10 protein-coding genes are annotated in these 13,743 nt (G+C 65.8%); 4 read left to right on the top strand and 6 right to left on the bottom strand.

Annotated features, from left to right (window positions below; all coding sequences use genetic code 11):
* Position 1: 1 nt before the first annotated feature.
* From AC6H42_RS11865 to AC6H42_RS11850, 4 genes are all read right to left on the bottom strand, one after another.
* On the bottom strand, positions 2–211 hold the full coding sequence (locus tag AC6H42_RS11865) for a hypothetical protein (protein ID WP_157200882.1): 210 nt from the start codon (positions 209–211) through the stop codon (positions 2–4).
* A gap of 215 nt (positions 212–426) precedes the next feature.
* The gene (locus AC6H42_RS11860) at positions 427–1,650 is read right to left on the bottom strand and encodes an ABC transporter permease (protein ID WP_229418136.1); all 1,224 of its coding nucleotides are present in this window, start codon (positions 1,648–1,650) and stop codon (positions 427–429) included.
* A gap of 17 nt (positions 1,651–1,667) precedes the next feature.
* Positions 1,668–2,423: an ABC transporter ATP-binding protein gene (locus tag AC6H42_RS11855; RefSeq protein ID WP_057154718.1), complete on the bottom strand. Its 756-nt coding sequence runs from the start codon at positions 2,421–2,423 to the stop codon at positions 1,668–1,670.
* Positions 2,420–3,655, bottom strand: coding sequence for an efflux RND transporter periplasmic adaptor subunit (locus AC6H42_RS11850; protein ID WP_057154717.1), 1,236 nt, complete (start codon positions 3,653–3,655; stop codon positions 2,420–2,422). Before AC6H42_RS11850 ends, AC6H42_RS11855 begins: the two co-directional genes overlap by 4 nt.
* 863 nt (positions 3,656–4,518) lie before the next feature.
* Here AC6H42_RS11850 and AC6H42_RS11845 point away from each other — a divergent pair.
* The 4 genes from AC6H42_RS11845 (at position 4,519) to AC6H42_RS11830 (ending at position 11,063) form a co-directional block, all read left to right on the top strand.
* The gene (locus AC6H42_RS11845; RefSeq protein ID WP_057154716.1) at positions 4,519–6,147 is read left to right on the top strand and encodes a sensor domain-containing diguanylate cyclase; all 1,629 of its coding nucleotides are present in this window, start codon (positions 4,519–4,521) and stop codon (positions 6,145–6,147) included.
* Between the two features lie 119 nt (positions 6,148–6,266).
* On the top strand, positions 6,267–7,100 hold the full coding sequence (locus AC6H42_RS11840; protein ID WP_057154715.1) for a hypothetical protein: 834 nt from the start codon (positions 6,267–6,269) through the stop codon (positions 7,098–7,100).
* 22 nt (positions 7,101–7,122) lie between these two features.
* A complete protein-coding gene (locus AC6H42_RS11835; RefSeq protein ID WP_497548116.1) occupies positions 7,123–9,363 on the top strand; it encodes a penicillin acylase family protein in 2,241 nt (746 codons plus the stop codon).
* Between the two features lie 89 nt (positions 9,364–9,452).
* Entirely contained in the window at positions 9,453–11,063 is a 1,611-nt protein-coding gene (locus tag AC6H42_RS11830) for a hypothetical protein (RefSeq protein WP_057154713.1), read from the top strand.
* Between the two features lie 30 nt (positions 11,064–11,093).
* Here AC6H42_RS11830 and AC6H42_RS11825 read toward each other — a convergent pair whose 3' ends face one another.
* Positions 11,094–12,275 carry a trans-sulfuration enzyme family protein gene (locus AC6H42_RS11825; protein WP_057154712.1) on the bottom strand — a complete coding sequence of 394 codons (1,182 nt, stop codon included), beginning with the start codon at positions 12,273–12,275 and terminating at the stop codon, positions 11,094–11,096.
* Positions 12,272–13,648, bottom strand: coding sequence for a pyridoxal-phosphate dependent enzyme (locus tag AC6H42_RS11820; protein WP_497548115.1), 1,377 nt, complete (start codon positions 13,646–13,648; stop codon positions 12,272–12,274). Before AC6H42_RS11820 ends, AC6H42_RS11825 begins: the two co-directional genes overlap by 4 nt.
* Between the last annotated feature and the right edge of the window lie 95 nt (positions 13,649–13,743).

The following is a 13,743-nucleotide window of genomic DNA, read 5'->3' as shown; positions in this document are numbered from 1 at the left end:
GTCAGTTGCCTGGGACGGCGGTGGCTACCTGTTGCGCTACCAGCGCGTCGCGCTTGCAGTGCTTGGGCATGCTGGTTTTAGCGCCGGAATCGATGCCGGCGATCACGTCTGCGCACGCGCTGCCCGCTCGTTGCGCGTGGGAGGGCGCCATCAAGCCGTTCAGTACGTAAAAGAAGTAAAACGCAATCGCTGAGATAGTGAATGTTTTCATTTTGACTCTACCCGTTGCAGTGTAGAAAAAGTCTAACACATCAGCATGCGGCTGAGGTCATCAATCGTTAAATTTCATGCTCCTGTAACAATTCCTGGTGCGTTCGCGCAACAAAAATAGTTATAATTTCTACATCGCAAGTTTTCGAATTGATAACCTTAGTACATTGTAGGTCAAATCCTACGGAATGTAACATGCTTATTACTACTGAGTCCTTACTCATAGCGCAGGCAGTCCACCGGCAGCAGCTTCGACGCCCGGCGCGCAGGGTAGAAACCGAAGAAAACGCCCACTAGTGTGGAAAAACCACAGGCGACGGCCACCGCGCTGGATGTAATTTCCACTTTGAAATCACTGGCGGAGCTGATGCCGGCCGCCGCCGCGCTGGCAAGCAAGATCCCGGCCACGCCGCCGGCCAGGCAAATGGCCACCGCTTCGGTGAGAAACTGCAGCAGTACGTCGCGCGGCTTGGCGCCGATGGCCATGCGGATGCCGATCTCGCGCGTGCGTTCGGTGACCGACACCAGCATGATGTTCATGATGCCGATGCCCCCCACCACCAGCGAAATGGCGCCGATCAGGCCAAGCAGCACGGCCAGGCCGGTGCTGATCTTGTTGGCGGTTTCGGCGAAGGAGGCCAGGTTGTCGACCCGGAAGTCGTCCGGTTCCTCGAACTTGATGCGGTGGCGGTCGCGCAGCGTTTCGTTGATGTCGGAGATGGCGTCGGCCAGCTGGCCCCCGGAGCGGCCCTGCGCCACCACGTAATGGACGTTGTCGGGGAAGGGCAGCCGTATCAGGCTGGAACTGGCGGCGGTGATGGGCACCACCACGTATTCGCTCAAGTCGCCTCCGTCGACCTGCTTGCCTTCGCCATACAGCACGCCCACTACCTGGAACGCTACGTTCTCGATGCGGATGTATTTGCCCAGCGGGTCGGTCTTGTAGAAAAACTGGTCGGCGATTTTCTGGCCGATGACGACCATGCGCGCGCCGGCGCGCACGTCCGCCTCGCTGAAGATGCTGCCCTGGTCTATTTTCCAGTTGCGGATCTTGAACATCGCAGGGGTGACGCCGAACACCGTCTTGGACGCGGTTTCGCTGCCGGCCGACAGGTTGAAACCGCCCTGCAGCACCGGCGCGGCGCCGGACAGCGAGGGCAGGGCGTTGAGCGCGGCGGCGTCCTGCATGGTGAGAGAAGGGGCGGCGTTGTTGCGCAGGCGCTGCTGCTGCGCGCGGTTGCCGCCGGGGGAGATGAACAGCATGTTGGTGCCCAGCTGTTCCAACTCCGCGCTGATGAAACGCTTCATGCTGTCGCCCACGGCCAGCAACAGCACCACCGAGGTGATGCCGATGATGATGCCGAGCATGGTCAGCGCGGTGCGCAGGCGGTTGGCGTTCATGGAGCGGAACGCCTCCACCACTACCTGTAGAAAGTTCATGTCGTGACCGAGTAAAGTTATGCGCTGGCGAGCAGCTGCTGTTCGTGGCCCAGGGCCAGCTGGCGCAGGCCTTCCATCGCGGGACCGTCGTACAGCACGCGGCCGTCCTTCAGCCGCATCAGGCGCTTGGCGTAGGCGGCGATGTCCGGCTCGTGCGTCACCAGCAGGATGGTGATGCCGCGTTCGTCGTTGAGCTGCTGGAAGGCGCGCATGATGTCGATGCTGGTTTGCGTATCGAGGTTGCCGGTCGGTTCGTCGGCCAGGATCAGCGGCGGGTCGCCCACCAAGGCGCGCGCGATCGCCACGCGCTGCTGCTGGCCCCCGGACAGCTGGTTGGGCGTGCGCCGGGCGAAGTCCGCCAGGCCGACCCGCTCCAGCTCAAGCAGCGCCTTGGCGTGCGCCTTGCCGCGCGCTACGCCGGCGTAGATCAGCGGCAGCGCCACGTTCTCGGCCACGCTCATGCGCTTGATCAGGTTAAAGCTCTGGAACACGAAGCCGATGGTGCGGTTGCGTATCGTGGCCAGCTCGGCGCGCGACAGCGACAGCGTGTCCACGCCGTTCAGCAGGTAGCTGCCGCTGCTGGCCTGGTCCAGGCAGCCGAAGATGTTCATCAGCGTGGACTTGCCGGAGCCTGACTGGCCCATCACCGCCAGGAAGTCCCCGCGCGGTACCGCCAGGTCGATGCCGAACAGGACCTGCGTTTCCACGTTGCCCGAGTAGTAGCTCTTGGTGACCTGGCGGATGTCGATCAGCGTATCGGAGGCGGTCGTCACGCGCCGCCCTCCGGCTTGCCGCTCATGGCACGGGTAATCACCTTGTCGCCCTTCTTCAGCGCGCCGCCCACCACTTCCGTGTAGCGGAAGTTGGACAGGCCGATGCGGATATCCACCGGCACCGGCTGGTTCTTCGCGTCCAGCGTGTAGATCTTGAAAGAGCGCTGCAGGTCGTTCTTGCTGCGGAAGGCCAGGTCGTCCTCCTGCTGCGGAGCGGGGACGGCGGCCGCGGTGGCTGTTGCCGAGGCCGAGGCACTGGCCAGCAGCTCCTTCTTCTTTTTGGCTTCCTTCTCCAGCTCCTCGTCGCTCAGGCGGAAGCGCAGCGCAGCGGTGGGAATGCGCAGCACGTTCTGGCGGTTGCCCACCACCAGCCGCACCTGCGCGGTCATGCCTGGCTTCAGCAGTTCGTCCTGGTTGTCCACGTCCAGCACGACGTTATAGGTCACCACGTTCTGCAGCACGGTGGCGGCCAGGCGGAACTGGCGCATGCGGGCGCTGAATTCCTTGTCCGGGTAGGCGTCCACCACGAAGCGCGCCTCCTGGCCTTCCTTCAGCGCGCCGATGTCGGCTTCCGACACGTTGGTGTCGATCTGCATCTTGGTCAGGTCGCGCGCGATCTGGAACAGATTGGGGGTGGTGAACGACGCCGCCACGGTCTGGCCCAGGTCGATGGTGCGCTTGATGACGACGCCGTCGATGGGGGCGCGAATCACGCTGTTGTTCAAGTCCGCCTGCGCGCGGTCCAGCTGCGCCGAGGCCAGCTTGATGTTGGCCTGCGCCACCTCCACCTCGCGCTTGGACTGGTCCAGCGACAGCGGCGACACATAGCTTTGCGCCACCAGCGTCTGGTTGCGCGCGTAGGTTGCTTGCGCCAGGCGCAGCGAAGCCTGGGCTGAGGCCAGGCCGGCCTCGAACTGCCGGATCTGCGCGTTGAAGATGGTGGGATCGAGCTTGAGCAGCACCTGGCCTTTTTTCACGCGGTCGTTGAAGTCCGCGTGCAGCTCGATCACCGTACCGGACACTTGAGAGCCGACATTGATCAGTGCCACCGGGTTGATGGTGCCGTTGGCGGTGACGGTCTGGGTGATGTTGCCGATATCGGCGGCAGCGTCGCGGTACCTGGAAGGCTCGACCACGGGCGGCTTGGTTTTCTGATGGTAGGCGGCGGCAGCGCCGCCCAGTACCAGCAGGCCGATTGCCAGCATGGTTTTCTTCCGGGCGAAAAAGGTCATCGTTTGCTCATTCCAGTTGGGGATCCGCAGCGGCGCGGACCGGCCTTGGCAGTATTATGCAAGTTTGTAAAGTTTGCAATACTAAATGGCAAGATATTGCCATGGGGAATAAGATTCGCTGCCAGCGGCGCCCGGGGCTGTGGGCGCCGGCGGTACGGCAGCCGGGCCAGCCATTTCCGCCGCAAAGACAATAAGGTTGCTAGCCGTAAAAGCTTCGCGGACGCGCCGTAAAAAAACAAAAGCCCGCATGGAGCGGGCTTTCGTACATCTAGGCTGTGTATTGGTACCCCGGGCCGGAATCGAACCGGCACGCCCTTGCGAGCGGGAGATTTTCGTACCACTACGGTTTTCACCGCCAGCTGCCGCTACCGGCAACTGTTCGTGGTCTGGACTATGCCTTCACCGTGGCGCTCGCGCGCGGTAGGTGCCTGCCGTCTAGTCTCTACACGTTCCCGGCTTGCGCCAGGCTTCGCTCGGCATTGCCTCGACGTGATGTCAGGGGTTTCACCGAATTTGACAGGTTTCACCACCGGCCTTTCGACCAGCGGGCTCAAATTGTTTAAGTCTCATGTGTCTACCAGTTTCACCACCGGGGCATACACAGCCCCGCATTATGCCATGACAGCTGCTCAACCGGCAAATTTGCATTGGAGCAACGTAATCGGTGACGCGGCAGACGGCGTACGTTGCCATGCCGCAACACCATGCATCGAGAAAGATTCTTAGGCGAAACACCTACCCGTTATCCACTATAATTCTCCCATGTCCGCCGGCGCCCGATCTTCGCGCTTGGCAACGGAACTGGCCCAACCTCCGCCGGAAGTTTGTATCGCTATGCGCGCAGTGCGCGGCAGGAGGCTCCCATGCGGCCGGTTTTACACTTTTTCCTCAGTTTCAAATTCAAGATCACCCTGCTGGTCACCGCCATGGTGCTGATTGCCGGGCTGGGCGTGGGCGGCGTGTCGCTGCTGATCGCCGAGTCGGCCATGCGGCAGTCCATCGCGCAGCAGGAGCTCACCTTGCTGGCCAGCGCGGCGGCGTACGTGGACCGCGACATCATCGCCAAGCGCCAGCTGCTCAAGTCGCTCACCGAGCAGGTCGCGGGCAAGGAACCTTCGCTGGGCGACATGCAGACGCTGCTGGAAGCGCATGGTTCCCTGCGTGACGAATTCTTCAACGTCACCGTATTCGACATCGAAGGCAACCTGGTGGCCAGCCTGCGCGACCGTCGCGCCAAAGGCACGCTGAACGTGGCGGCCCGCAAGTATTTCCAGGACACGCTGCGCGCCCGCGAGGGGGTGACGTCGGCGCCGTTCCGCAGCGTGTTGTCGGGCAAGCCGGTGGTGGCGTTGACGCAGCCGCTGCTGAATGCCAAGGGCGAGATCATCGGCGTGCTGCTGGGCGCCATCGAGCTGCTGCGGCCCTCGTTCTCGGCGCGGCTGGACAATCTGCGCGCCAGCGCCGGCGGCTACCTGTTCATCGTGGCCGGCGACGGCACCTTTGTGCATCATCCCAACAAGGCACTGCTGCTGAGCCGGGGCGACGCCGGCGACGGGTCCCTGGTGGACGCGGTGCTGGGCAGTGCCGATGGCTGGACCGACGACTTGCTGGACGAGGGCGTGCCGACCCTGTTGGCGCACCAGCGCCTGCGCGAGGTCGACTGGACCATCGCGGTTTCCTATCCGATCCAGAGCGCGTTCGCCCCCATGGCGAGCGTGCGCGTGCGGGCGTTTGCCGCCGCCACCACGGTAACGCTGCTGGCCGGACTGTTCGGCTGGCTGCTGGTCAAGCTGATGCTGCGCCCGCTGCTGCACCTGCACCGCAGCGTGGTCGACATCGAGAGCGGCGCCGCCAATATCCAGGTGTTCGACGTGCCGGGCCGGGATGAGTTTGCACAACTGAGCCGGGCATTTTTCTCGCTGTCGCAGCGCCGCGAGCGGGCCGAACAGGATTTGCACCGCCTGGCCACCACCGATGCGCTGACCGGCATCAACAACCGCCGCATGTTCGACGAGTTCTTCCCGCGTGCGCTGGCCCGCGCCCAGCGCAGCGGCCAGCAGGTCGGCATGGCTTTCCTCGACATCGACCATTTCAAGGCCATCAACGACCTGCACGGCCACGCCGCCGGCGACGCCGTGCTGGTCGAGTTCGCGCGCCGCCTGACCGCTGCCGTGCGCTACACCGACACCGTGGCCCGGCTGGCCGGCGACGAGTTCGTCATCGTGTTCGAGCAATTGCCGTCCGGCGCCGAAATGAGCTTGTTGGGCAGCAAAATCGTCGACGCCATGCGGGCGCCGTTCATACTTGGCAACACCTCGCTGGCAGTGACCACCAGCGTGGGCATCGCGCTGACCACGGCGCATCCGGTGTCGGCCGACGATGTGATACGGGCGGCCGACCAGGCGCTGTACGGGGTGAAGGCGGCGGGCCGCAATGGCTTTGCTGTCAACTGCGTGGGCGCGGAGCGGGTATTGCGGGTGCGCCGGGCATAAGCGCCGGCGGCGGCCCCGGCATCTTGGGTTGGGCACGCAATTGGTGTAGCATGCTGGACGGCGTGGGGGCAGGGTGCGCGTAGCGCGCCGGCCGCGCCTGCTTTTTCCAGGAATACCGAATGCAAATCCAAATCAATGACATGCTGCGCAGCTATATCGACCCGCTCACCGAGGCCGAGTACGCTGCGCTTGAACGCAGCATCCTGGCCGAGGGCTGCCGCGACGCGCTGGTGCTGTGGAACGACGTGCTGGTGGACGGCCACAACCGCTACTCCATCTGCCAGCGCCACAGCATTCCGTTCAAGGTGATCCAGAATGAGTCCTTCCACAGCATGGAGGACGTGATGCTGTGGATGATAGACAACCACCTGGGCCGCCGCAGCGTGTCGGACTTCCAGCGCGGCGTGCTGGCGCTGCGCAAGAAGGACATCATGGACGCCCGCGCCGCCGAGATCGCCGCCAAGGCGGCCGCCGAGGACGCGAGCATCGCGCCGCCCGAGCCGGCCGACGAGGCGGCGCCCACGCCGGCCAAGGTGCGCACCTCCCGCGAGGACATCGCCCGCGCAGCGCGCCTGAGCAGCAACACCATCAGCCAGATCGAGAAGATCCAGAAGACCGCCGCGCCTGAACTGGTGGAGGCGGTCCGCGCCGGCACCATTTCCATCAACGCGGCCGCCACGGTGGCCTCGTTGCCGGAGGCCGAGCAGGTGGCGGCGGTGGCGGGCGGCAAGAAGCTGCTGCAGCAAGCCGCCAAGGAAATCCGCGAACAGCGCGCCGCATCGCGTCCGCCGAAGGAAGCCAAGGGCGGCGAGGACGGCGGCCACGCCGAGCCGCAGAGCGAAGTGGAGCAATTGCGCGCCGAAGTGGCGCAGCTGAAGGACCGCGTGTCCAAGCTGCGTAACGAGAACGCGGAGCTGCGCGAACGTATCGCGCAGCTGGTTGACGCTTCCTGAACCGGGGGGCCGTATGTCGAGAATGCGTCTTCTGCTTGCGGCCGCCTGTGCCGTTCCCCTGTGCGCGTACGCGGCGCCGCCGCCTTCGTCTGCCGCCACGCCAGCCCCGGTAGCGCCCGCTGCGGCTGCGGCGCTGCCCAAGGCCGAGGCTGCCCGCCTGAAGGCGCTGGCGCAGCGCGTGACTATCCTGCGCGACAAGTGGGGCATCCCGCACGTCTATGGCCAGACCGACGCGGACGCCGTGTTCGGCTTGCTCTACGCGCAGGCGGAGGACGATTTCCCGCGCGTGGAACTGAATTTCATCAATGCCATGGGCCGCCTGGCCGAAGTGCAGGGCGAGACCGCACTGTACCGCGACCTGCGCATGAAACTGTTCATCTCGCCGGCCGGCCTGAAAGCCCAGTACGCCGCCAGTCCTGCCTGGCTGAAAAAGCTGATGCAGGCCTGGGCCGACGGCCTGAACTATTACCTGCTGACGCATCCCTCCGTCAAGCCGGCGCTGATCACGCACTTCGCGCCCTGGATGGCGCTCAGTTTCAGCGAGGGCAGCATCGGCGGCGACATCGAGTCGGTCGACCTGAAGGAGCTGGAGCGCTTCTACGGCCAGGCGCCGCAGACCGGCGCGCCTGGCCCCGCCGCGACCCTTGCCGGAAGCGACCTGGACCGTGAGCCCAGCGGCTCGAACGGTTTCGCCATCGCACCCGCCATCAGCAAGAGCGGCAACGCGCTGCTGATGATAAATCCGCATACTTCGTTCTACTTCCGTCCCGAGGTGCAGCTCAGCAGCCAGGAAGGCCTGAACGCCTACGGCGCCGTGACCTGGGGCCAGTTCTTCGTCTACCAGGGCTTCAACGACCGCCTGGGCTGGATGCACACCTCCGGCGGCGGCGACGTGATCGACGAGTACCTGGAAACGGTGAGCGGCAGGGACGGCAAGTTCTTCTACAAGTATGGCCACGAGGAGCGCCCGCTGAAGGCGGTGCAGCTGCGCCTGCCGTACAAGAGCGCCGGCGGCATGGCGGAAAAGACCGTCACCGCCTACTTTACGCACCGTGGTCCGGTGGTGCGTTCGGTGGGTGGCCGCTGGGTGTCGGTGAGCCTGATGAACGAGCCGCTGAAGGCCTTGCAGCAGTCGTGGCTGCGCACCAAGGCGCGCAGTTACGCCGAGTTTCACAAGGTCATGGAGCTGCGCACCAACTCGTCCAACAACACCGTGTATGCGGATTCGGACGGCAACATTGCCTACTTCCACGGCAATTTCATCCCGGTGCGCGACCCGCGCTTCGACTACCGCAAGCCGGTGGACGGCAGCGACCCGGCCACCGACTGGAAGGGCTTGCACGCGGTGAAGGACACCATCCAGCTGTTCAATCCGAAAAACGGCTGGATCCAGAACACCAACAGCACGCCGTTCACGGCAGCCGGCGCCTACAGCCCGAAAGCATCCGACTATCCCGCCTACATGGCGGCGCAGCCCGAGAACGCGCGCGGCATCCACGCGGTGCGGGTGCTGGAGAACAAGAAGGACTTCACGCTGGACAGCCTGATCGCCGCCGCCTACGACAGCCAGCTCACCGCCTTCGAACCGCTGCTGCCGCAGCTGTTCGCGGCCTGGGAAGAGCTGCCGGACGGCGACACGCTCAAGTCCAGCCTGGCGCCCCAGGTGCACGTGTTGCGGCGCTGGGACATGCGCTATTCGCTCACGTCGGTGCCGACCGCGCTGGGCATCTTCTGGCTGCAGGACCTGGCCAAGATCTTCGGCCCTGCCGCCAAGAAGCAAGACATGCCGGTGCTGGACTACATCGCCACCCAGCTGGCGCCGCAGGAGCGCCTGTATGCGCTGGCGCGCGCGTCGGCCAAGCTGACCGAGGACTTCGGCAGCTGGCAGACGCCGTGGGGCGAGATCAACCGGTTCCAGCGCCTGACCGGCGACGTGGTGCAGCCTTTCGACGACAGCAAGCCCAGCATTGCGGTGCCATATGCGTCCGGCAACTGGGGCGCGCTGGCCGCTTACGGCCAGACCTCCACGCCGAAGACCAGGCGTATCTACGGCGAGCGCGGCAACAGCTTCGTGGCGGCGGTGGAGTTTGGCAAGCGGGTGCGCGCCAAGAGCATTTTGGCCGGCGGCCAGAGCGGCAACCCGGCGTCGCCGCACTTCATGGACCAGGCCGAGATGTACGCGCGCGGCGAGTTCAAGGAGGTGCTGTTCTACAAGGAAGACGTGGAGAAGCACCTGGAACGCAAATACCACCCGGGCGAGTAACCATATTCGTCCGGTTCGGCTGCCGCGATTGACGCAGATCATGGTGGCCGGGCCTTGAGGGAACATGCTGTGGCGTAGGGAGGTGCGCCATGGCTGACTTGGAAAAACGCGACGGACCTGCGCGTCCGGTCCAGATACGCGACTTCATCTTTGTGCGCGAGTTGAGCGAGGTCTACTTGCTGCTCGACTTCATTTCCGGCCGCTGGGACAAGGGCCTGGAGCCGGACGTGCAGATGCTGATCGAGGAAATTTGCGAGATCGGCTGGCCGCCCGAGGACGGCCCCAAGACCCAGGCGCACCAGGCCGCCATTCTGCTGAACGCCAAAGACAAGCTCAACGCCGCCGCCAAGCCAGCCAACGGGGCGACGATAGCCTTCACCTTGCTGGTGGTGGGGGAGGACGACCCGCGCCAGCGCAAACTCTGGGGACGCCATGCGGACAGGCGCGGCACCGCAGCGCGCTCGGGCGAGCGGACCGACCAGCGCGCGCGGGGCAGGCAGGGCAATGGCGGCCCGGAATACCCGGTGGCAGCGCCCGGACTGGGAGGACCGTCCGGGCCGGGCGGCTGGCGCGAAAGCGCGGCGCAGAACGGCGAGCGGCGCACCGGCAACGGGAATAACGGCGGCAATGGCGGCAGTGGCGGCAGTGGCGGCAATCCGTGGGCCGGCGGCCGTGACTGGCCGGGGCGGCGGGGAGGCTGCAACAACGGCGACCTGATCGCGCCCGGCGGCGGTTTTACCCGGCCGCCGACCCGCATGTCGCTGGCGCGCACGGCGTTTCCCGGCCTGATCGGACCGGCGGGCAGCTTTAGCCGGGGCATCTGGCGCATCGTGGTGGGGCTGCTGATCTGGCTGGTGTTTACCTGTTTGCTGTCCTGGAACGTCACGGCGGGCAATGTGATCCTGACCCATCTGGACACACTGCGCTCCCAGCAGCGCGAACTGACCGCCAAGGTGTCCAGCGCCGAGGCCAAGCTGGCGGCGGACGAACTGGCGCGGCTGGCGAAAGCCGCACCGCAAAGCGGAACGGCGGCAGCCGTAGCCGGCGCCGCCGCGCCGCCGGCGCCGCCGCTGATCGTGTATTGCGACCCGGCCCGTGCACCGCAGCAGGACGCCACGCCGCTGGCGCAGCGCTACCGCAGCGTGGAGGAATACCATTTGTGCATACAGGACAACCGGCTGGACCGCGAGCGTGCGGTCACCCGCCGCAACCTGGCCGCCTGGCTGCAGCCGTGGAAGGCGCTATACCGTACTGCGACGTATTTCCTGGAGCCCATCCCCGAGCCGAGGCTGCGCTCAGGCCGTGCGCCGCGCCAGAGCGGCGACGAGGAAACCGCGCGCATCCTCACGCTGGTGCTGGGTAGCGCCGTGCTGCCGCTGTGCTACGGCATTCTGGGCGCCGGCGCGGCAGTGGTGCGCGACCTGTGGCGCAAGATGCGGGAGAGTATGCTGTCGCCGCGCGACTATTCGCTGGCGCTGGGGCAACTGGCGCTGGGCGCCACCATAGGCGCGTGCATCGGGCTGTTCGTCAACGCCAGCGGCACCGGCAGCACGGCGGAGCCGGCCTTGGCGGGCGCGTGGACACTGAGCGGTTCGGCGCTGTCGTTCATTGCAGGCTTTGGCGTGGAGGGCGTGTTCCAGGCCATGGAAAGCTTCGTCCGGCGCGTGTTCAACGTGCCGGACCCGGCCAAGCCGCGTTAGTCCGCTTCGCCGGCCGCCCTTCCTGCTGGCTCAGATCGCGGCCAGCGCGTTCTGCAAGTCCCGCCGCAAGTCGTCCAGGTCTTCGATGCCGACCGACAGCCGGATCAGTCCGTCGCCGATGCCGAGCGCGGCACGCTGGGCGGCCGGGATGCTGGCGTGCGTCATCAGCGCGGGGTGCTCGATCAGGCTTTCCACGCCGCCCAGGCTTTCCGCCAGCGCGAACACTTCGCAACGCTCCAGGAAGCGGCGCGCGCCCGCCAGGTCGGTGTGCAGGTCGATGGAGATGATGCCGCCGAAGCCTTCCATCTGGCGCCTGGCCAGTGCGTGCTGCGGATGCGACTGCAGGCCTGGGTAGAACACCTTCTTCACCTTGGGCTCGCGCTCCAGCCATTCGGCCAGCTGCAGCGCGCTGGCGCAGTGCCGCGCCATGCGGATGGCCAGCGTTTTCACGCCGCGCAGCGCCAGGAAGCTGTCGAACGGCGAGGCGATCGCGCCCACCGAGTTCTGCAGGAAGCCCAGCTGCTCGCGCCACTCGGCCTGGCGCGGCTCGCCCGCCACCACGGCGATGCCGCCGATGATGTCCGAATGGCCGTTGAGGTACTTGGTGGCCGAGTGCACCACGATGTCAAAGCCGTGCTCAAGCGGGCGTTGCACCAGCGGGCTGGCGAAGGTGTTGTCGGCCACGGCGATGATGTTGCGTTCGCGGCAGATCGTGGCGATGGCTTGCAGGTCGGCCAGCTTGAGCATGGGGTTGGTCGGCGTTTCCACCCACACCATGCGGGTTTCCGGGCGCAGCGCGGCCAGCAGGTTTTCCGGCTTGGTCAGGTCGACATAGGTGAAGTCGTGGCCGGCGCTGCGGCGGCGCACGCGCTCGAACAGGCGGTAGCTGCCGCCGTACATGTCGTCGCCCGCGATGATGTGCGAGCCGGCGTCGGCAATTTCAAGCACGGTGGAGATGGCGGCCAGGCCGGAGGCGAAGGCATAGCCCTGCACGCCGCTTTCCAGGTCGGCTACGCAGCGCTCCAGCGCCCAGCGGGTGGGGTTGTGCGAGCGGCCGTAGTCCAGGCCTTTGTGCACGCCGGGGCTTTCCTGCACGAAGGTGGAGGTGGCGTAGATCGGCGGCATGATGGCGCCGGTGGACGGGTCCGGCGACTGCCCGGCGTGGATCACGCGGGTGGCCAGGTGGGCTTTGTGTTCTTTGTTTGAGCTCAAGATAGCGTCCTGCGCAAGTGGTTGAGGAGATCGAAGCGGGTGATCAGGCCGTAGAACTTGCTGCCGTCGGCCACCACGGCGGTCAGGCCCCGGTCCAGTGTGCTGCGCAGGGCCTGTACGCTGGCGGAGGGATGCAGGGTCTCCAGGCGTGCGGTCATGGTGGCGCCGACCAGGCTACTGAACTGCTCGGCGTGATTGTCCACCTTCAGCAGCAGGTCCGATTCGTCGATGATGCCCACCAGCTTGCCCTGTTCCAGCACCGGCAGCTGCGCCAGGTCGGCCGCGCGCATGCGGTTGAAGGCCACCAGCAGGGTGTCGGACGGGGCCACGCTGACCACGTCGCCCTCGTCGTAGCGGCGGCCGATCAGGTCGCGCAGGTCGCCGGTCTGGGCGCGCTGCACCATGCCCTGGTCCACCAGCCAGCCGTGATTGTACATCTTGGACAGGTAGCGGGTGCCGGTGTCGGCCACGAAGGTGACCACGCGCTTGGGCGCGGTCTGCTCGCGGCAGTACTTCAGCGCCGCAGCGAGCAGGGTGCCGGTGGAAGAGCCGCCCAGCACGCCTTCCGCGCTGAGCAGGGCGCGCGCGCTGTCGAAGCTTTCCTGGTCAGAAATGGTGTAGGCCTTGCGCACCGAGCGCATGTCGGCGATGGACGGGATGAAGTCCTCGCCGATGCCTTCCACCGCCCACGATCCGCTGGTGTCGGACACCTTGCCGCTGGCGATGTACTCGGCCAGGATGGAGCCCTTGGGGTCGGCCAGCACGAATTCGAGCTGCGGCTGCACCTTGCGGAAGAAGTTGCTCAGTCCGGTCAAGGTGCCGGACGAGCCCACGCCCACCACGATGGCGTCCACTTCGTGCGCCATTTGTTCCCAGATCTCGGGCGCGGTGGTGGTTTCGTGCGCCAGCGGGTTGGCGGGATTGTTGAACTGGTCGGCGTAGAAAGCGCCCGGCAGTTCGCGCGCCAGGCGCGCTGCGTAGTCCTGGTAGTACTCGGGGTGGCCCTTGCCCACGTCCGAGCGGGTCATGTGGACCTCGGCGCCGAGCGCCTTCAGGTGCAGCACTTTTTCGGTGGACATCTTGTCGGGCACCACCAGCACCACGCGGTAGCCCTTGATGCGGCCCACCAGCGCCAGGCCCAGTCCGGTATTGCCGGCGGTCGCTTCAATGATGACCCCGCCCGGCTTCAGGCGGCCGTCGCGCTCGGCGGCCTCGATGATGGACAGGCCGATGCGGTCCTTGATGGAGCCGCCGGGATTCTGCGATTCCAGCTTGAGGAACAGGCGGCAGGGGCCGGTGTCCAGCCGGGTGACTTCGATCAGCGGGGTATTGCCGATCAGGCCGAACAGGGCGGCCTCGTGGGGTTTGTTCATAAACACTCCTCGCTTAGAAACGGCGCCGGCCGATTGTGTCGGCCGCGCCTTCCGTGAAAAGGGCGGATGTTAGGCCGCACAAAACACGCTGGGAA

The sequence above is a fragment of the Massilia sp. NBRC 108631 genome, from assembly GCF_059704565.1.
Note: the sequence above shows the minus strand (reverse complement) of the source record. Positions and strands in the feature narration are given on the sequence as shown.